Genomic DNA, 19,360 nt, shown 5'->3' on the forward strand with positions numbered 1-19,360 from the left:
TTAGTCCAAAAAAAAGAGCTTAACCGTTATAGGCTAAGCTCTTGTTGTGCGTAAGTATTAGGAAGCGCCGGCTTCTTCAAATTCCACCTCTGCTTCTTCCTCATCACCAGCACGGTGATAAGCTTCAAGTACAGCATCCTGGATTTTTCCTCGAGTACCTGAATTGATCGGGTGTGCAATGTCTCTGAACTCCCCATCCGGAGTACGCTTACTTGGCATGGCTACAAAAAGCCCATTGTTGCCATCAATCACCCGTATGTCATGGACAACAAACTCCTGATCCAAGGTAATAGAAGCAATTGCTCGCATTCTTCCATCAGTATTCACGCGTCGCAGTCTTACGTCAGTTACTTCCATTAAATTCACCACCTTTTATGCAAAAGAACTTATGTAACACAAATTCCACAAAACAGGAAAAATTCCTGCTTATTTTCTAAAAAATTTTTATTATTCCATATATTTAATATTATAAGAGTAAAAAAGCCCTCATACAAAAGGATGAGGGCTTTCTCTCTTATATATTCTCCAGTAAATTACCGGGTCTGACTTCTATCGATGCTTTTCGGTCATCTGCATTCATGATTTGCACAACAGACAGGTAATCATCAACTACACGGTCCTCTTCTTCGTCTTCCGCTTCCGCAAGCACACCAATTCCTGCAAGCTCTGCATCAAATTCAACCAACAGGTTTCTCATACCGTTAATGGTACCGCCTGCTTTCATGAAATCATCAATAATACAAACGCGAGACCCTTGCTGCAATGAGCGCTTTGTAAGTACCATGGTTTGAATCTTTCTCGTAGAGCCTGACACATAGTTAATACTCACAGTGGAACCTTCAGAAATTTTAGGATCTCTTCTAGCAATGACAACTGGAACATTTAAGTAGGAAGCTACCGCATAAGCTAGTGGGATTCCTTTGGTCGCCACTGTCATCACTACATCAATGTCTTTGTCACGAAAAGCAGAGGCGAAAAGTTTCCCTATACTGCGTATCGTTTCCGGGTCTCCTAAAAGGTCACTCATGAACAAATACCCACCAGGAAGGAGCCGGGCAGGGTCTTCAAGCTTTTCACATAGCTTTCGAACGAATTGTTGACTATCATCCGCACCAAACACAGGAATATACTTAACTCCACCAGCCGCGCCTGAAACCGTTTCTAAATAACCGATTCCCTCATGCTGAAACATTTTATTAACTATACCTAAATCTTCACTTATGGATGATTTAGCCGCATCATATTTCGCTGAGAAAAACGGTAGAGAAATCAATTCCCTTGGCCGGTCGAGAATATAATGAGTCATAGCGACGAGCCTCTCACTTCTTTTCATAACAAAGACACCTCTAAAATCCGAATATTTTCATTAAATATAACAAATTTGTACGGTATTTATCAAGGGGTTTCTTTATATCCTAACATCCGGACCATATAAACTTCCGTACAAAAGCCTTTTAAACTATTATAAATTCTTTGTGCTCGGGCATCTTGTTCCACAAGCGAAAAAACAGTCGGTCCACTTCCGCTCATTAAAACCGCATCGGCACCTGCCTGTTTCATCTGTTCTTTAATCTGCCCGACTTCTTCGTGCATAGCCAGTGTTACACCTTCGAGGGTATTACCGACATTCGCACAAATGCCTTCGTAATCGCCTTCTTTTAAAGCCTCTACCATAGCTTTTGTGTCCGGATGCTCTGCATCTTCCACATCCAGCCGCTGATAAACGGATTGTGTCGATACTCCGATTGTAGGTTTAGATAAAACGACCCAACACGGAGGAGGAGCTGGTATGGCTTGAATCTTTTCTCCTCTTCCCGTGGCAAGGGCAGTTCCACCAAATACACAAAAAGAAACATCCGATCCTATCTCGGCTCCCAACTCAGCCAATTCGTCCAGACTCAAATTCAGCTCCCACATCCGGTTAACACCACGCAACACAGCAGCTGCGTCACTGCTCCCACCCGCTAGCCCAGCGGCAACAGGAATGTTCTTCTCAATAAAAATTTTCACACCTTGCTTTACCCCGAATCGATCCTTGATGAGTTTAGCTGCGCGGTAGGCTAAATTGCGCTCATCATTAGGGACAAAACGACTCTCTGATTCCACAGTTATTTTATCCCCCTGGAGGAGGGTCAATTCTACGCGATCTGCAAGATCTACCGTAGTCATAACCATCTCCACTTCGTGAAATCCATCCGGTCTTTTATGTAAAACGTCTAAAGACAAATTAATTTTCGCAGGAGCTTTTTCAAGTATTTGCATGTAAGCACCTCATCTTTAAGATTATCTGAAAGCATTGTACCATATTTAAGAGAATGAGGAGCAATCATGCATGTTTATCTTTATTTCAAAAAACCCCTGAAGCATGAAGCATCAGGGGGATAAACTTACTTTTGCCTGTTCACCATTTGTTCTTCTGCCATTTTAATGGCTCGTTTTACCATATTGCCGGCATCGCGCCCAGAGATGCCACCCCATCCATCCTTCTCTACCTTGTCGTAAAACCCAAGTTCTTTCGCGATCTCTTCCTTCAACGAATCGGACATTATGCTACGCTTACGTCCCATCGTCTTCAGCTCCTTTCGCTTTCACTCAGCTACGACAATATTAGTATGCACGGGATAGAATCCGGACAAGCAAGGGAGTTGTATGTAAAGTTGGTAATTGTTGCTTATCATACGACAACAAGCAGTCTTGCGTTTGCTTAAAGTAATACACGCCTTTTTGCTTGTTATTGCATGAACGTTCCATATCCAGGCAAAATAAAAAAGCAGCAAACGGTAGGTTTACTGCTCAAGTGCCAAAGTTTGTAGGTCATCGAAGTTTAATTCGACTGTCTCTGTAAGTACATCTGCATAGCTGTATGATACACGTTCAAAAGCATTTTCTTCTTGGTCTAGCTCTACGATGAAAACCGCAGGATATGTCTCTGCTAATACACCAGAACGCTCAATTGTTTTGCGGCGTCCCCCATTCGCTTTCAAGGTTAAACGCTTGCCAATTTGCCCTTCAAGGGATTGCTTGATTTCTACTAACGTTTTAGCCACTGTACTCCACCTCACTGTATACTAGGTTATCACAAAGAATGGACAAAGTCAAATAAAATATTCAATTATACCAACTGTTCCAAAACAATGCAACAGAATGATATAAATAATCAATCCTGGTTAGCTTATCCATTTAAAGGAAAAGTATGTAACATTTTATCACTTTTATTATTTATTCTTCTCTAAAATGGTTTTGTTTCATTAAACCTCCCGATTCTTGAAGACTCAATTTCGAGCCTGTTGTTTAACTTTTGGGGCTCCGGGAAAAGGTTCGCTTTCCGTGAGGCGGGCTGTGAGCCTCCTCAGGCTTCCGGGGCCTCACCTGTCCCGCAGATCCCACAGGAGTCTCACCGTTTCCCTCCGCCCCTTGCCAAAATCGATTCTCTAAACCTTTTCAAGAAAAGTGAAAATTAATGGGAGCATGCTGATGAGCATAAGGTGCTCCTATGTTGTAAACCTTGCTATAGAGCGTTGTACTCCCATAGGACAGGGATGCTGGAAGACGCTCCTTCCTGGTAAAGAGAGTCATTTCTCATTAACTTCGAAGGGGTGGTGGAGAAGCTGCGAGACTCCAAATGTGAAAACGGAAGTGCCTCGATAGCGGCGTATGGACTGGACATTCCAATGTGGAGTTGTCTTGGTCAACCTCGCCAAGTTTAAGAACAATCATTACAGGGAGTGTAAAGGCAACGAATCCCGGTTATCTCGAAATTGAGTCTTCCAGAGTACTGTCAGATTGGTTAATGAAAAAACTGCTGTCATTGGTGATGACAGCAGTTAGGTTTCTTCTTGTTCTTCAGTTTGATTTTCCGTATAAGGCATTCCGATGCGAAGTAAACCTTTGGTCTCGATGCCACCGAGGCCGTCTTCTCCGCTGACTGTATTGCGGATGACCTCCCATATATTAATATGGTCCATGAAAGATGTGTAAGCAACTCTTGCGGCAACGTACACGGGATCGATCGCATGAATGTTAACACGGGCCGGTGAACTTCCGAAATTCGCCCCAGCTCTGATGATTGATTCAAAATGCGATTGGCAGGCCCCTGCAAAAATGACCAGCTGATCGAAGTTCGGATATTTCCTCCGGATATTTCGTACCGCTTCTACAAAATACTTAGAATGACGATAAGAATCCAGTTCCCGAACTGTCCCTTTAGCTTTTGAATAAGAGTCGTGTCCGGTCAATACGACAATTTCCGGATGTACTTTTTCAATTAAAGGCAGGACTTGGTTCGGCATCTCCTTTTCGTGCAGATACTGGCCATGAACTTGCAGGCCCAATTGTTCATATAATGCGATACACTTTTTTAAGAATAAAGGATCCCCATCAATATGGAGAATACGCGGTGGTATTTGAAAGTAGTTTGTTTCTTTATTACTCGTATACCCACTACCTGCTTCCGCTTCTCTCTTTTCTTTCAGAAGTCTGTAATCTTGGCGAAACAGACGATAGGAATAAGCCTCTTTCTTATCCACTTCCTTTTTTCTCCGGTGGTATTCGGCGCCGGTCACTTTTTCAAGGTCATCGAGAGGGGCATCGGCCTCGAGACGAATGTGTTCTCCCATCAACTTCACGATCGGGCCCGCCTCTGTTTTCACTCGAAAGATTATATCGTGTTGGTATGATTTTCGTGTTACAAGATCTCCACTTGATATCATCAATTCCCCACCTCACTCTACACGCTAATGTAGTGTATGTGAGAATATGGGCATTGTGTCTATAGATGTTTACTTATATAAAATATTAGCGAGAAGCGCAAACTCCTCCATCGATAAAGATTCACCTCGCCTGGATGGATCGATTCCTACCTCATTAAGTCGCTTACGTAACTCATCTTTATCCATATCACCTTTAAAATGCCGGGCTAAGTTATTCATCAATGTTTTTCTCCGCTGACCAAAGGTGGCTTTTACCACGTCAAAAAAGAAGTCTTCATCTTCCACCTCAACTGGAGGAGCTTTTCTCATCTCAAGATGGAGAACAGAAGAATCGACATTCGGTTGGGGCATAAAAACGGTCTTAGGAACATTCAGCACAACTTTCGCTTCGGTGTAATATTGGACGGCGATAGAAAGTGAACCATAACTCTTTGTGTTAGGCTCAGCCGCCATTCTGTCTGCCACTTCTTTCTGGATCATAACCGTGACGCTATCGATCGGTAATCGCTCCATCAGAAGTTTCATTAGAATTGGGGTTGTAATGTAATAAGGAAGGTTAGCGACGACCCGGACCGGTTGATCGGAATGGAAATGATCTGCTATGACCTGAGCAACGTCTGCTTTCAATATATCCTGATTGATCACTTCTACGTTTTCATATTCCCCTAGTGTGTCTTCTAGAATAGGAAGAAGGCGCTGGTCTATTTCAAAAGCCACTACACGATCTGCATGTTGGGCAAGTTGTTCTGTTAACGCCCCAATTCCTGGACCAATTTCGATAGCATTCACGGATTTGTCGATCCCAGCTTCTACCATAATATTCTTCAAGATATTCACATCGATCAAGAAGTTCTGTCCCAAACTCTTCTTAAATGAAAATCCATATGTTTGTAAAATTTCCTTCGTTCTTGTCGGTGTTGCAACTGCTCTACTTTTCATCTCTTTCCTCCTGAATAATCTGATTCATAGCTTCATCGAGTTGTTCTGTTGTGATATGAAACATATTCAAGCGACGTAACAACTGCTTGCCATTTGTTTTCCCAATCTGTAAAACAATACCCAGCCTTTCACGACGCGTGGCTGAATGTGGACTGCCAATAAGACCATAACCGATCAGATCTTGCTTAGTAATCTCCCCTTCTCGGACATCGACCAGCTCATAAACGGCTCCTAAAGCTTCCTGAATATCCGCTTTAGATGCATGTTCAATGCCAATCCCTTTATCGTGTTTTGCACGGGCCAGATGCTTTGGAAGAAACGCATGTTTACAATCAGGGACATGTTGAGTGACGATATGTCTGATACGCTCCCCAGGAAAATCCGGGTCTGTGAAAATTATCACCCCTCTTTTTTGCTGGGCATGTTTGATTTGTTCTAAAACTACTTCATCAATGGCGGAACCATTGGTTTCGATCGTATCAGCATCTACTGCTGATTTGATTTTCGCCGTATCATCTTTCCCTTCGACTACAATCACTTCTTTTATTTTCACGTTCTTTCCTCCTGTAGAGTCCCATCTTCATCTTTCCATAGCATACCATGAGTATATACACGGAAAAAAGCAGAGGAAAGAATCCTCTGCTAGCATCATTAATCTAATATTTTCACTTTCACATTACGGGAGCCGAAATTCAAAGCTTCACTCTTAGAGGAAACAAACAAATCAATGCGGTTACCATTAATGGCTCCCCCTGTATCCCCCGCAACGGCATAACCGTAACCTTCCACCCATACACGACTTCCTAAAGGTATGACATTCGGATCGACGGCTACTACCTTCCGGTTCGGATTTGCTTTCAAATTAATGCCTGTAGCAGTGATACCTGAACATCCGCTGCAGTTAGCTGTATAGGCAGTTGCATGCATATACAGTGTTTCTGCTCCACCCGTATCATTTCTCGATACTGTCGTAGAAGCTTGGCTTGAAGAACTGGAGGAAGAATTAGAAGAAGAGCTGGATGCCGTAGTGGTCGCAGGAGTTTTCTCCTCTACTTTCGTCCCTAAGGCCACCACTTCTTTTTCACTTTCTTTTTCCACATTCTCTTCTATCAGTTCACGACTCGTCTCTTTTCCATTCTTAAGGATGACTTCGTATTTCTTCGTTATCAGCCCTTTTTCGCCAGAGGTGATGACTTTCTTTTCCCCTTTAGGTAAAGAGCTGTCTTTTTTAGTTTCTACCGTATAATCGACTTCTTCTTCTACAACATCGGTCACTTTTTCGACTCTGGTAATTGTAATCGGTGTGTCTGCTGTAATCCGGTCGCTCTCATCAACATTCAGTTCATCAAGTTTATCCAGGCTAATCTCTTGTTCATCAAGGAAATCCTCTACTGTCGATTCTGTGGTCCAAACCTTTTCGGATTCTCCCCCATCATTAACGACCACTTGGAAAGCTTGTTGAATTTGAATATCCATTCCTTCTTCAATCGGTGTATCTTCTTCATGGGAAATTTCGTCCCGCTCTTCGAACTGGAACCCCTCCTGCTCAAAGAATTCACCTACCGTAGAGGCGGTTGTATTGTATTCTTCTGTATTGTTACGATCGATGGCTAGATTGATAGACTTAGATGCTATGTAAGTGACATCCATTCCATATTCAACCGGATCGGATAAATTATGTGATAGTTCATCATGTTGTTCCACAGTGACATCAAGCTCTGATAATAAATCATCGATAGTATTAGCATGAGTGCGTATCAGTTCTTTTTGCCCATTCTGCGTCACTTGTACGGAAGCTTTGGTAGCTTCATACGAAACGGTTACTAAAAAGGCGATGCATAGGACGGCAATCACAGTTGCCCATACCATCATGTGACTAATGGCTGATTTTAACATTCTCCCTAATTTCATCCTTTGGCCTCCTTTCTAAAGCGCGCGTTTTATTGTAGTCATGTAACAAACTCATGTCAACTGAACCCCCTTCATAGAAAAAAGGAGCCAGTAAACTTTATTACTGACTCCTTTATTATGCTTTTTTACCTAGTCAATTAACATAACAAGCATGTTACAATTCCCATACAATTGGCCATGAATTGTAATAAACTAACCAGGATTTCTTAATTTATGACTGGATTCCAAAAAATTCGAGTGCATTCGATGTCGTGGTCTCGCTGACATCTTCGTATGTCAGTCCCTTCAACTCAGCAATTTGTTCCGCAACCAACTTTACATAGGCAGGCTCATTCCTTTTTCCGCGATTTGGGTGTGGGGCAAGGAATGGACAGTCTGTTTCTACAAGCAAATGCTTCAAATCAATAGCTTCAGCAACCTCTTTGGGTAACTTAGCATTTTTGAAAGTGACAGGTCCGCCTAAGGAAATCATGAAATTCATATCAATACATTCTTTAGCGGTTTCGACTGGACCGCTGTAACAATGCATGATTCCGCCTACTTCTTCAGCTTTTTCTTCTTTCAGGATTTCTACGATGTCATCCGTCGCTTCTCTATTGTGGATGATAATCGGCATCTTCACCTTTTTCGCCAAACGAATTTGCTTACGGAAAACTTCTTTCTGGATGTCCTTTGGTGACTTATCCCAATGGTAATCAAGGCCCATTTCCCCTATAGCGACGACCTTAGGATGCTCAGATAATTCTTCAATCCATTCCAAGTCTTCCTCTGTCATATCAATCGCATCTACAGGATGCCAACCTACAGCGGCATAGATGTTCTCATACTTCTCCGCTATCTCCATCGCTTTAGGGATCGTTTTCTCATCGAAACCTACGACTGTCATATATTTGACTCCCGCCTCTTGTGCGCGTTCGATTGTTTCTTCTAAATCACCTTCAAATTGATCTGCATTCAAATGAACATGTGTATCAAATAGCATGTTGAACCCCACCTCTATCTCTTCTTCATTTTAGAATTTGATTAAAGTACAATGTAAAAAAGGGAAAGCGCTAGTGAGAGCTTTCCCTTTTTATGTGGACGTTATTTCACTTTCGTACCATTTTTTAACGTTTGATCGACTGATGCCAAGGAAAGCCCGCCTTCATCTTCACCAGCGAGGACCATTCCTTCCGACAATTCTCCCCTAAGTTTGACAGGTTTCAAATTCGCTACGCAAATGACTTTCTTCCCTACAAGCTCTTCCGGAGTGTAGTGCTCAGCAATTCCTGAAATAACCTGGCGCTGTTCATAACCCAGGTCTAATTGAATCTTAAGCAATTTATCTGCTTTCTTCACTTTATCTACTTTCAAAACTTCAGCGACACGGAAATCAAGCTTCATAAAGTCATCGATCGTCACTTCTTCAGCCTGATCTTTTTCCTCCTCTTTCTTTTCTTCTTTTTGAGGAGTTGGTTTTTTCATCATATCCTTAATGATCTGCGTCTCTTCCTCTGCATCCAGGCGTGGGAAGATTGGCTGATCTTTCTGTACTTTCGTGCCTGCTGGAATGATGCCGAACTCGCTTAAACTCTCCCATGCCTTATGTTCATCTGCCGTAACACCAAGCTGTTGGAAGATCCGTTCTGGTGTCTCAGTCAAGAATGGCTGCAACATAATACCTGTCTGACGAAGTGCTTCTACCAGGTGTGCCATGACATTACCAAGACGTTCTTTTTGAGTATCCTCTTTCGCTAATACCCATGGCTGTGTTTCATCGATATATTTGTTTGTACGGCTGACGAATTTCCAAAGGTCAGCAAGAGCTACAGAAAACTCCATGTTCTCAAGAGAATTTTCAACGGATATACGCGTTTCTTTTGCCAATTTCTCGAGACTTTGGTCAAATTCATCTTCCCCAAGTTTTAGTTCTGGAATTTCCCCATCAAAGTACTTGCTGATCATCGCTACCGTACGATTCAGCAGATTCCCTAAGTCATTAGCCAGGTCATAGTTCGTACGCTCGACGAAGGCCTCTGGAGTGAATACACCATCTGAACCGAATGGTACTTCACGAAGCAAGTAGTAACGAAGAGCATCAAGTCCATAACGATCGCTTAGTTGTACAGGGTCGACGACATTCCCTTTCGATTTGGACATCTTGCCATCTTTCATCAAGATCCATCCATGGGCGAATACTTTCTTCGGTAATGGTAGATCCAGAGCCATCAACATAATCGGCCAATAGATGGTGTGGAACCTTACAATTTCTTTCCCGACTAACTGCACATCCGCAGGCCAGAATTTTTGGTAACGGGAATCGTCTTCGCTATCATAGCCGAGGGCAGTAATATAGTTACTTAATGCATCAATCCAGACATAGATGACATGTTTTTCATTCCCGGGTACTCCAACTCCCCAATCAAAAGTCGTACGGGACACAGCTAAGTCTTCTAGACCTGGCTTAATGAAATTATTGATCATTTCATTTTTACGGCTTTCCGGCTGGATGAAATTGGGGTTCTTTTCATAAAACTCAAGCAGCTGATCCACGTAATTACTCATCTTGAAGAAATAAGATTCTTCTTTCACTTTCTCCACTTCTCCCCCACAGTCAGGACAACGTCCGTCTTCTAACTGACGTTCTGTGAAGAAGGATTCACATGGGGTACAATACCATCCTTCATACTCATCTAAGTAAATGTCACCTTTTTTCATCAGATAATCGAAAATCTTTTCAACGACTACCTTATGGCGATCCTGGGTAGTACGGATAAAATCATCATATGAAATATCCAACTTATCCCAAAGCTGTTTGATTCCGCTCACAATTTCGTCCACATACTCTTGTGGAGCTACACCTTTTTCTTCCGCTTTACGCTGGATTTTTTGGCCATGCTCATCCGTCCCTGTCAAATACATGACATCGTATCCTCGTAACCGCTTATAGCGGGCCATCGCATCCCCCGCTACCGTCGTATAGGCATGTCCAATATGCAAATTACCACTAGGGTAATAAATGGGTGTCGTAATATAAAACGTCTTTTTTTCTTCAGGCATCTTATTCCCTCCTAAAATCTTAAATCCCTACGCCATTAAAGGTCATGGTATCATTCTATCTATTTATCTTCTTTATTTCCATTCCTAACATTAAAATATACCGAACTTTAAGTAAAATTGTCAAAAGAACCTAACATTCTAATTTCACATATGTAAACACTTTGGTAAAATAGGATGTATAGAGAACATATTGGATAAACCAACCAAATTTGGTATTCATAATAGGGATTTTTTTAAAAAAGGCCTGGTAAAATTGCTTCATCACCCCTTTTCAAATACCGTGCCGAGTATGCGGATTTGGAAATTATCCTACCCCTATTATTAATTGACACCTCTGGGAATGGTTGGTACTATTATGTCGAGACATATGTCGAAATATGAGAGATAAAACTTTTGATTGAGGGGAGACAGAAAATGAAATCTACAGGTATCGTACGTAAAGTTGACGAACTCGGTCGAGTGGTGATTCCGATCGAACTTCGTCGTACATTGGGAATTAACGAAAAGGACGCGTTGGAAATATACGTGGACGATGATCGAATCGTTCTTAAGAAGTACAAGCCCAACATGACTTGCCATGTCACAGGGGAAGTTTCAGATGAAAATATGAAACTGGCAAACGGCAATCTCGTCCTGAGCAAAGAAGGCGCACAAATGCTTCTTTCTGAACTACAAGACAACCTAAAATAAATAATCTATAGAGATAAATAATAAGACGATTGACTGGATAAATAGAGAACTATCTACATGACATATGTTAAGATAAATCCCTTACTGTTTGCAGGCCTAACAGTAAGGGATTTTTTATCTTCTATTCACCTTCTACGTGATAGGCTTGATATACGTCTCGTTTCGGCAACTTCCGGTCTAGGGCCGTCTGTTTAATCGCTTCTTTATTTCTCATTCCTTCTGCTTCCATATACTGCTTAACATGGTCGATCAATGATAAATCTGCCCACCAGTTATTCGTTTCTTCTTCTTGTTCATCATTGCCTTCTACAACCACACAGAATTCTCCGCGGATTTCTTCTGAATGAGCCCAATCTGCCAATTCACCTAAATCGCCTCTGACAAATTCCTCGTAACGTTTCGTCAGCTCCCTGACCAGGGATGCTTTTCTAGAACCGAAGACTTCATGTACATGAGTCAACATCTCTTTCAGTCGATGGGGGGACTCATAAAAGATCAATGTTGCCTGAAGTGGTTTTAACCGCTCCAAAGAAGCTAGCCGATCTTTCTTTTTTCTTGGCAAAAAGCCGTAAAAATAGAATTCCTCTGTAGACAAACCTGATCCAGCTAAGGCAGGTAAAGCAGCATTCGCTCCAGGTAAAACAACGACAGGAATATCCGCTTCCACTGCTCTTTGTACAAGGTCTGTTCCTGGGTCAGATATACCTGGCATCCCTGCATCGCTAACGATAGCGATAGATTCACCAGAAAGTACTCGATCCATCAATTGAGGGCCTTTAGAATGCTTGTTATGTTCATGATAACTGACGAGTGATGTGGAAATATCAAAGTGATTGAGCAGCTTTTTTGTATTCCTCGTATCTTCCGCCCCAATAGCATCTACTTGTTTCAGTGTAGTTACGGCGCGAAAAGTCATATCTTCCAAATTGCCGATCGGAGTCGGTACAATATAAAGAGTCCCAAAATCACTACCTGTGCTAAAGCTCTTTTGAACCTTCATATTCTCATCCTCCCTTCTTTCTTCTTAAAATCCAACGTTCTTTCTCTTGCCTTGTCATCCGTTTTATTTGATATTCCTGCTGTAAGGCCTCTGATTTTGTTTCATACACCTCATAAGCTTCTAACACTAATGGTCCTCTCCCCCTTGTATACTTCGCCCCTTTACCAGCTTGATGTCTTTCTAAGCGCGCAGCTAAATTATTTGTATAACCAGTATAGAGCGTCTGATCCTTACACCTGAGCATGTACACACAATGATTATTCTCCATAAAGAATTTCCCTTAATTCCTCTGTATATTCATCTTCCTTTGTGAGAGCGTACAAAGGTGGGAGGATTTTCAGACCAGCTTTCCCGTCCCGAACTCCTTCGATCAAAAGGATGTTGGCTTCTTTACCTTCCTTTGGATACACAAGACGCATCCGCTTCGGTTCTAGCTTATATTTCTTAAATAATTGGACAATCTCCACCAAACGCTCCGGTCGATGCACCATAGACACTTTCCCTCCCGATTTCGCAAGGCGACTGCACGATTCTACCACTTCCTCAAGATTGCAATGAATCTCATGGCGGGCAATCGCCATATGTTCATTCAAGTTTTGTTCATCCGTCTTGGGGGTAGGAAAGTAAGGAGGATTACAAGTGACAAGATCAAACTTGTCGTTTCCGTAGTAAGCAGGCATATCTTTCAGATCACCATGGATGATTTCCAGTTGATTATCCAGCTCATTCAATTCAATATTCCGAACTGCCATATCAAAGAGACGTTCCTGTATTTCCACTCCCGTAATAGGTACTTTGGACCGTGTAGAGAGAAAAAGGGGAACAACCCCATTGCCTGTACATAAATCAAGAATCTTCCCACGGGTTTTGGGTACATAAGTAAAATCAGCCAGTAAAACGGCATCCAGTGAAAAGGCAAATACGCTGGGACTCTGAATAATCCGCATATTCTCTTTTGCTAATAAAAAATCAATTCGTTCGTCACCGTATAATTGAACCATTCATGTTGTTCCTTTCTATCTATTAGCTAATACTTTATTTTTCATGTGTTTGCCACTATGAATCCAATATTAATAACCTTCCATAAAAGCACCCTATTCTTGAATGTTCAGTTTCGAGACATTTTGTGAAGTGTTGGATGGGGGCTTGCCAGTCTATCCTTCCCCGCAGCCCCATCCACTCCATAAACATTTCGAAATCGAGTCTTCAATTATAATGCCCTATTATTGAATAGTTGTGTTCAGAAGCTTTATGTCAAAAGAGATTTGATATAAAGAGAGCCCTTCCTCGAACGAGCAAGGAAAGGCTTGGACCTGGGATTATTTCTTTTTATTCAAGAAAGATAAGCAGAACAAACAATCTTCATCTCTTGGGCTGCCAAAATGCAAATTACAAATATGAAAGCCTTCTTCGTAGAGCCGGGCGAGATTATCATAACCTTCCCCAACGACCGTACTCTTGTCCTGTTTGGAGTCTGTCGTCGAGGACGCTTGTTCTTTTTCATTTTCCTTCTCTAAGCGTTGGCGCAAATGATGATTTTCAAGTGATAAATGTTGGTTTTCTTCCAACAAATAGGCAAGCTGCTTTTTCAAATCACCGAGCTGTTCATAAAGCTCACCGATTTGACTTTCAAAATGGGATACTTGTTCAAAAATGGCTTTCTTGTTCACGCTCGACTCCACCCTTTATTCTGAGGCTTCGGTTTGAAGAACTCCCTCATCAATCAGCTCTTGCAGAGAGTATTCAAGGACACGCTCTTTGTCGCGGAATTCAATTTGTACCATACGCTCCAACATATTGAGACCAACGACTTTTCCTCTCCCGAAGGATGTCGTAATACTTTCACCAAGATCAGGAAGCTCTTTTTTCGCATTTTCGTAATCATCATTCTCATATTTGAGACAACACATCAATCGGCCACACAAACCAGAAATTTTCGCTGGGTTAAGCGATAGATTCTGATCTTTGGCCATCTTTATAGAAACAGGTTCGAAATCACCTAAAAACGTAGAGCAACAAAGCATCCGCCCACATGGACCGATACCGCCGAGCATTTTAGCCTCATCCCTCACACCGATTTGACGAAGCTCTATCCTCGTCTTAAATACAGATGCAAGATCTTTGACTAATGTCCGGAAGTCCACACGGCCATCCGCTGTAAAATAAAAAATCACTTTATTACGATCAAACGTATATTCAACATCCACAAGATTCATGTCCAATTTATGTTCACGAATTTTCTTTTCACAAACTCGGTAAGCTTCGAGAGCGTTATCTTTGTTTTCATCCACCGTTACTTTATCTTTATCATCTGCAATACGGATGACTTTCTTAAGAGGTAAAACAACGTCTTCTTCATCTATGGATTTATTAGCAATGACAACTTTTCCGAATTCGATCCCACGTACGGTTTCGACGATGACATAATCATCCGTCGTCATCCGCAATCCGCCCGGATCGAAATAATATATCTTACCCGCCTGCTTAAATCGGACACCTACAACTTCGATCATTCGATCATCACCTCTGTAGTTGAAGGGTAAGTTGTTCCATCACTAAATTAGGATGGACATTTTGATTTATCTTTCGTTTCGCCTCAAGAATCTCAGATAAGCAACGAGCTGCCGATTGACGTGACCATCGCATCGTCGCCTGGTTCAATTTTTCTCTCTCTGTCGTGAAAATGATAGATTCTTCCCGGTCCAGAAGTTGATTAATCACATCCTGGAACCAGAGCATCAATACATCAAGACCACGTTGCAACTGTATACGTTCCTTGAAATGAGGCATCCACTGATGATTGATAAACAAAAGTCCTTCATTTGGTTTATTTTGAAGCACTTCAATTAATTGTATCACTAGTTTTCTCACATTCGCAAACCACTCATCTTCATTCATTTCACTGGCTTCTGTCAAGTTGTTGGTCAATGCTGCCAAAAGTTTTGCATTGGAGGCGGAAACACCTTCTGCTGTCAACTTTTCTTCAATCCTAATTGGATTCAAAGGTTGAAAAGCCAGAAGCTGACAACGGGAACGGATTGTATCTAAAATCGTAGGTCCACTTTCGGTCAGCAGCATCGCTGTCGTCTGCTGGCTGGGCTCTTCAAGAAATTTCAGCAACCGATTGGAAGCATTGACCGTCATCTTTTCCGCATCAACGATGATATACACTTTCCTGTTTGACTCTAATCCTGTATATGTGAATTCCTTTTGTAAATGGAGAATTTGTTCTTTTTTAATGGACTGCCCATCCGGTTCAATCCAGTGTAAATCCGGGTGATTCCCCGAATCGATGCGGTGACAATCTCTGCAACTTTGACATGGTTCTGCACCGCTTCGATTTTTACAAAAAATACTTTTTGCAAACAGGAGGCTCATTTCCCTTTTTCCGGTTCCCCGGTTCCCCTGGAATAAATACGCATGGGAGATCCTATCTTTCTTAAAGCTGTTGACCAACATCTGGGCAGCTAATGGCTGGATGTTTTTCATTTGTGTCCATGTCTGCATAAGGCTCCGTCCTTACGTATATAAATTGATCAGCAGACCCTTGATCTCTCCTATTAACTCCAAAAGATCAACGCTGCGCTTCTCTTGGTCCAACACATTATCTGTAAGTTCGACAAGTTTTTCGTCCACCGCTTCCACAATCGTCAATTTTCGTGTCCGTCCTTGTCGATTCCAACTATGGGAATGCTTTAGATTCATGCCATATTGAACGGATTCTTTGACGAAGTCCTTGATGAGACGCTTATATTTAGCCAAATCACGGAAGGATCGGAACCTGGCGACTCGTTCCCCTTGTGTGGTGATGTTATTCATCAACTGATTCAATTGAGCTTCCTGCAGCTGACGGGATTGTGATTGGACCATTGCATCGAAGCTAGGCTTCCCTTTCATTTGTTGGGAGGATTGCTTTTTTGCCCCATCCAACTGTGTTCGCATCTCTTGACTGATTTTCATAGCTTTATCCTTCCCTAGTTAAAACTGAAAAAAGGAATCTACAGGTAAAATGAATACGGTAGCTCCCCCGACCTCGACCTTCACTGGTTTCGGAATATAGGAATCGGCATTTCCACCCATTGGTGAAATGGGAGCAACCATCTGTTCACGCTGACTGCAGTTCTTTTTTAGAATATCGAGGATGTCATCCACTTTATCGTCATCGCAACCGATCATAAACGTGGTATTTCCTTCTCTAAGAAATCCACCTGTCGTAGATAGCTTTGTCGTTTTGAAATCATTTTCCGCAAGCGCATCTGTCAGACGATTGCTGTCTTTATCCTGAACTACTGCAATAATCATCTTCATGCAAACATACCCTCCTATTGGGTGTTTTATCCTATTATAACAAATGGGAAAGAATTATGATGGCAAGGATTCCTTCAAAACTTGATAGGCATCCCTTTTCACCTCTTGGAATGGTTGCCCTGCCGTGATGACACGAATGCGTTCTTTATATTTTTCCGCAAGATCATGATAAGCCTCGTGGACCTTCACATGAAAATCTATATTTTCTAGATCGAGACGGTTTTGTTCCCGCCCCTTATTATCTGCAATACGCTTTAGCCCCTCTTCAGGTGTAATATCAAAAAGCAATGTCAAATCAGGCATGCAGTCTTCAATAGCAAACTGATTGATCTTATATACTTCTTCCAGACCAAGATCCCGGGCAACTCCCTGATACGCCAGGCTCGAATCAATGAATCGATCACAAAGGACCACTTTGCCTGCCTGCAACGCAGGGATAACTTTTTCCACTAAATGTTGTCTTCGTGCTGCCGCATACAGTAAAGCTTCTGTCCGCCCATCCATTTCTGTATGTGATGGAGTCAGAATCACTTCCCTGATCTTTTCTGCAATACGTATACCCCCAGGCTCGCGCGTCTCAAGGACGGGATAGCCTTCTTCTCTTAATTGTTCACCGATAGCTTTTAGGATGGAAGATTTTCCTGCTCCTTCGCCACCTTCAAATGTTACAAACAAACCCTTCACATTCATTCTCCTTTAAACACGCGAATCCCTTGTTCTATCTCTTTATTTTGAAACCGTGCTCCCTGTTTAATCAGTGCAGTCACCTTCTGGTAATGGCTTTCGGATATGCGCTCCCCTTTCATGATCATGGGGATCCCTGGTGGGTAGGGAATAATCGCTTCAGCAGCTACATAACCTGCAGCATCTGACCAGTCCACCTTCTCAACCATCATTTTTCGCATGTCGAAATAACTATATTCCAGATTTTGCACCACTGGAAGCGGTAAATGATTTTCTTTTATTGTAGCATGGTTCGAGCTATTTTTTAATTGCCATTCCAAAGAACCCAAACGTTGATTCAGATCTGTCAAATCTAAACTAGGTCCTAAGCCTAAGACAAGGAGAACCTGCTCAGAAGTAGCCATTTCCGGTACAATTCCGACGGCATCCAACGCCTCCGCTAGTTCATACCCGGAACAAGCTTCAGCCTCTAGTGTAAGCTTTAGCGGATCGACATTAAGGTGTGAAGGCTTCACCGTAAACAAATGGTCATAGGAGTCAAGGATGCTCCTTACATTCTTTGTAAATTGCCTTAATTCTTTACGTTCCCTATTTCCCCATGAGGCCATATAAAATCTCGCTAGGTCAAGACTTGCCATTAATGGGTAAGAAGGACTGCTAGATTGTAAAATTTGCAAATAGTGGCGGATACCTTCAGCGTCTATACGATCCCCGCCAATATGGAGAAACGACGCCATCGTCATTGCAGGAGACATTTTGTGAGCAGACTGAACGACAACATCTGCCCCTGAAGCTAATGCAGACTTTGGAAAAGTCTCTCCTAAATGAAAATGGACCCCATGAGCTTCGTCAACCAGCAGAGGGAGATTAGAATGATGGACAATATCTGCAATGCTCTCTAAATCGTATGTACTTCCAAAATAATCAGGATAAGTCAAAAAAACAGCCTTGCTATTCGGATGTCGTGACAATGCTTCCTCTACATCTTTTGCTAGTATGCTACTATAACGCCCTGTTTCTCTTTCATACCTCGGAGCGATAAACACCGGCGAGGCGCCTGCGAGCTCCAAGCCATTCAATACAGATTTATGACAATTTCTTTGGACAATGATTTCATCCCCTGGCTGGCATACAGAGAGAATCATTGCTAAATTCCCTACTGTCGTCCCGTTTACAAGGAAAAAGGTTTCTTTCGACTGGAAAAAGTCACTTGCTAATTGTAGTGCTTCCTTTATCGCTTCCTCAGGAGCATGGAGATCGTCCAATCCCCGTACTTCGGTCGCGTCAAACTTCAATATCGTTTCAAATCCTGGGGAAAATTCTTTTGGAAACACTCTTCCGTATTTGTGTCCAGGAACATGAAACGATATAGGTTTCTTGTTTATATTATTCATAAGCGCTTCATATAAAGGCGCATAGTTCTCTTTCATGTTAACACCTTCTTTCCTATATACAAGCGTACAAAAAAAGCAGCACACAAGCAATTTTCCCCACACAAAAGCTTCCCATAAAAAAGCTCCATTCCTGACTAGAGGAATGGAGCAGTATTCTTCATAGCTGCTAAGCTAAGTTAAGAAGGAATCATGGATCGATGGGCTTTTGCCATACGTTTTACAAAATATTCATACTTAGGGTCATCCGCAGGTGTATCAATCATTTCAGCCTCGCAAGCTTCACATATATATACTTTTAAAAGATAGATTCCTTTTTTCGATTCTTTGGAACAAATACTACATTTGCCTTCCTCTCTCATACTTACCCCTCCTTCATTTTATAGCTTCCTCGAACCTTCTCGGTTATACCTTTAGTATCTCCGAATCTATCAACCTTATACATTGTTCTATTAAAAAGATTTTATTATTCATAATGCAGGGGAGATATCTTATTAAGAAGATGAACTTGCGAGACTTTGAAAAAACTCCAGAACTACCTCAAAACGAATAAGAGCATGCGAAAAACCCTTCAGGAATAATTCCTGAAGGGGTAACGATTGACGTGGCGGCGTCCTACTCTCACGGGGGTAAACCCGACTACCATCGGCGCTGAAGAGCTTAACTGCTGTGTTCGGCATGGGAACAGG

Annotated in this window: 23 protein-coding genes and 1 rRNA gene; 1 reads left to right on the forward strand and 23 read right to left on the reverse strand. The window is 42.1% G+C overall.

Annotation, left to right across the window (positions count from 1 at the left end; all coding sequences use genetic code 11):
- Nucleotides 1–57 precede the first annotated feature (57 nt).
- The 11 genes from spoVG to metG all read right to left on the reverse strand — a co-directional run bounded on the left by spoVG (nt 58) and on the right by metG (nt 10,598).
- Complete coding sequence (gene spoVG / locus BMZ58_RS20050; RefSeq protein WP_075038302.1) at nt 58–357, reverse strand: septation regulator SpoVG; 300 nt, start codon at nt 355–357, stop codon at nt 58–60.
- Between the two features lie 157 nt (nt 358–514).
- The gene (gene purR / locus BMZ58_RS20055; RefSeq protein WP_075038303.1) at nt 515–1,333 is read right to left on the reverse strand and encodes a pur operon repressor; all 819 of its coding nucleotides are present in this window, start codon (nt 1,331–1,333) and stop codon (nt 515–517) included.
- 62 nt (nt 1,334–1,395) lie between these two features.
- Nucleotides 1,396–2,262, reverse strand: coding sequence for a 4-(cytidine 5'-diphospho)-2-C-methyl-D-erythritol kinase (gene ispE / locus BMZ58_RS20060; RefSeq protein ID WP_075038304.1), 867 nt, complete (start codon nt 2,260–2,262; stop codon nt 1,396–1,398).
- 125 nt (nt 2,263–2,387) lie between these two features.
- A complete protein-coding gene (locus BMZ58_RS20065; RefSeq protein ID WP_075038305.1) occupies nt 2,388–2,567 on the reverse strand; it encodes a small, acid-soluble spore protein, alpha/beta type in 180 nt (59 codons plus the stop codon).
- A 219-nt stretch (nt 2,568–2,786) separates the two neighbouring features.
- Nucleotides 2,787–3,047 carry a biofilm formation stimulator Veg gene (gene veg / locus BMZ58_RS20070; RefSeq protein WP_075038306.1) on the reverse strand — a complete coding sequence of 87 codons (261 nt, stop codon included), beginning with the start codon at nt 3,045–3,047 and terminating at the stop codon, nt 2,787–2,789.
- A gap of 777 nt (nt 3,048–3,824) precedes the next feature.
- Complete coding sequence (gene yabG / locus BMZ58_RS20075; protein WP_208601448.1) at nt 3,825–4,709, reverse strand: sporulation peptidase YabG; 885 nt, start codon at nt 4,707–4,709, stop codon at nt 3,825–3,827.
- A 69-nt stretch (nt 4,710–4,778) separates the two neighbouring features.
- Nucleotides 4,779–5,648, reverse strand: coding sequence for a 16S rRNA (adenine(1518)-N(6)/adenine(1519)-N(6))-dimethyltransferase RsmA (rsmA, locus tag BMZ58_RS20080; protein WP_075038308.1), 870 nt, complete (start codon nt 5,646–5,648; stop codon nt 4,779–4,781).
- Nucleotides 5,638–6,201, reverse strand: a complete 564-nt coding sequence (gene rnmV / locus BMZ58_RS20085; protein WP_075038309.1) for a ribonuclease M5 — start codon at nt 6,199–6,201, stop codon at nt 5,638–5,640. Before rnmV ends, rsmA begins: the two co-directional genes overlap by 11 nt.
- A 98-nt stretch (nt 6,202–6,299) precedes the next feature.
- The gene (locus tag BMZ58_RS20090; protein WP_075038310.1) at nt 6,300–7,559 is read right to left on the reverse strand and encodes a G5 and 3D domain-containing protein; all 1,260 of its coding nucleotides are present in this window, start codon (nt 7,557–7,559) and stop codon (nt 6,300–6,302) included.
- A gap of 211 nt (nt 7,560–7,770) precedes the next feature.
- Nucleotides 7,771–8,541 carry a TatD family hydrolase gene (locus BMZ58_RS20095; RefSeq protein WP_075038311.1) on the reverse strand — a complete coding sequence of 257 codons (771 nt, stop codon included), beginning with the start codon at nt 8,539–8,541 and terminating at the stop codon, nt 7,771–7,773.
- Between the two features lie 101 nt (nt 8,542–8,642).
- Entirely contained in the window at nt 8,643–10,598 is a 1,956-nt protein-coding gene (gene metG / locus BMZ58_RS20100) for a methionine--tRNA ligase (protein WP_075038312.1), read from the reverse strand.
- 414 nt (nt 10,599–11,012) lie between these two features.
- Between metG and BMZ58_RS20105 the strand changes: the two genes are divergently transcribed.
- Nucleotides 11,013–11,288 carry an AbrB/MazE/SpoVT family DNA-binding domain-containing protein gene (locus BMZ58_RS20105; protein ID WP_075038313.1) on the forward strand — a complete coding sequence of 92 codons (276 nt, stop codon included), beginning with the start codon at nt 11,013–11,015 and terminating at the stop codon, nt 11,286–11,288.
- 121 nt (nt 11,289–11,409) lie between these two features.
- On the opposite strand, the gene rsmI is transcribed toward BMZ58_RS20105, so the two are convergent.
- The 12 genes from rsmI to rrf form a co-directional block, all read right to left on the reverse strand.
- Nucleotides 11,410–12,288, reverse strand: coding sequence for a 16S rRNA (cytidine(1402)-2'-O)-methyltransferase (gene rsmI / locus BMZ58_RS20110; RefSeq protein WP_075038314.1), 879 nt, complete (start codon nt 12,286–12,288; stop codon nt 11,410–11,412).
- A gap of 4 nt (nt 12,289–12,292) precedes the next feature.
- A complete protein-coding gene (locus tag BMZ58_RS20115) occupies nt 12,293–12,556 on the reverse strand; it encodes a GIY-YIG nuclease family protein (protein WP_075038315.1) in 264 nt (87 codons plus the stop codon).
- Nucleotides 12,546–13,289 (reverse strand): tRNA1(Val) (adenine(37)-N6)-methyltransferase, encoded by a 744-nt coding sequence (locus BMZ58_RS20120; protein ID WP_075038316.1) that lies wholly within the window; start codon nt 13,287–13,289, stop codon nt 12,546–12,548. The genes BMZ58_RS20115 and BMZ58_RS20120 overlap by 11 nt, the downstream gene beginning before the upstream one ends.
- A gap of 318 nt (nt 13,290–13,607) precedes the next feature.
- Nucleotides 13,608–13,958, reverse strand: coding sequence for a DNA replication initiation control protein YabA (gene yabA, locus BMZ58_RS20125; RefSeq protein ID WP_075038317.1), 351 nt, complete (start codon nt 13,956–13,958; stop codon nt 13,608–13,610).
- A 15-nt stretch (nt 13,959–13,973) separates the two neighbouring features.
- Complete coding sequence (locus tag BMZ58_RS20130; RefSeq protein ID WP_075038318.1) at nt 13,974–14,801, reverse strand: PSP1 domain-containing protein; 828 nt, start codon at nt 14,799–14,801, stop codon at nt 13,974–13,976.
- Nucleotides 14,802–14,808: 7 nt separating this feature from the next.
- The gene (holB, locus tag BMZ58_RS20135; protein WP_075038319.1) at nt 14,809–15,795 is read right to left on the reverse strand and encodes a DNA polymerase III subunit delta'; all 987 of its coding nucleotides are present in this window, start codon (nt 15,793–15,795) and stop codon (nt 14,809–14,811) included.
- Nucleotides 15,796–15,807: 12 nt separating this feature from the next.
- A complete protein-coding gene (locus BMZ58_RS20140) occupies nt 15,808–16,248 on the reverse strand; it encodes a YaaR family protein (RefSeq protein ID WP_075038320.1) in 441 nt (146 codons plus the stop codon).
- An 18-nt stretch (nt 16,249–16,266) separates the two neighbouring features.
- Nucleotides 16,267–16,596: a cyclic-di-AMP receptor gene (locus tag BMZ58_RS20145; RefSeq protein WP_075038321.1), complete on the reverse strand. Its 330-nt coding sequence runs from the start codon at nt 16,594–16,596 to the stop codon at nt 16,267–16,269.
- A 54-nt stretch (nt 16,597–16,650) separates the two neighbouring features.
- Nucleotides 16,651–17,280 (reverse strand): dTMP kinase, encoded by a 630-nt coding sequence (tmk, locus tag BMZ58_RS20150; protein WP_075038322.1) that lies wholly within the window; start codon nt 17,278–17,280, stop codon nt 16,651–16,653.
- A gap of 2 nt (nt 17,281–17,282) precedes the next feature.
- Nucleotides 17,283–18,710: an aminotransferase class I/II-fold pyridoxal phosphate-dependent enzyme gene (locus tag BMZ58_RS20155; RefSeq protein WP_075038323.1), complete on the reverse strand. Its 1,428-nt coding sequence runs from the start codon at nt 18,708–18,710 to the stop codon at nt 17,283–17,285.
- Nucleotides 18,711–18,850: 140 nt separating this feature from the next.
- Entirely contained in the window at nt 18,851–19,033 is a 183-nt protein-coding gene (locus BMZ58_RS20160) for a sigma factor G inhibitor Gin (RefSeq protein WP_075038324.1), read from the reverse strand.
- A gap of 240 nt (nt 19,034–19,273) precedes the next feature.
- Nucleotides 19,274–19,360: ribosomal RNA gene (rrf, locus tag BMZ58_RS20165) — 5S ribosomal RNA — on the reverse strand; the annotation flags it as partial.

It is taken from the genome of Halobacillus dabanensis (assembly GCF_900114165.1).
GTDB classification, from domain to species: Bacteria; Bacillota; Bacilli; order Bacillales; family Halobacillaceae; genus Halobacillus; species Halobacillus dabanensis.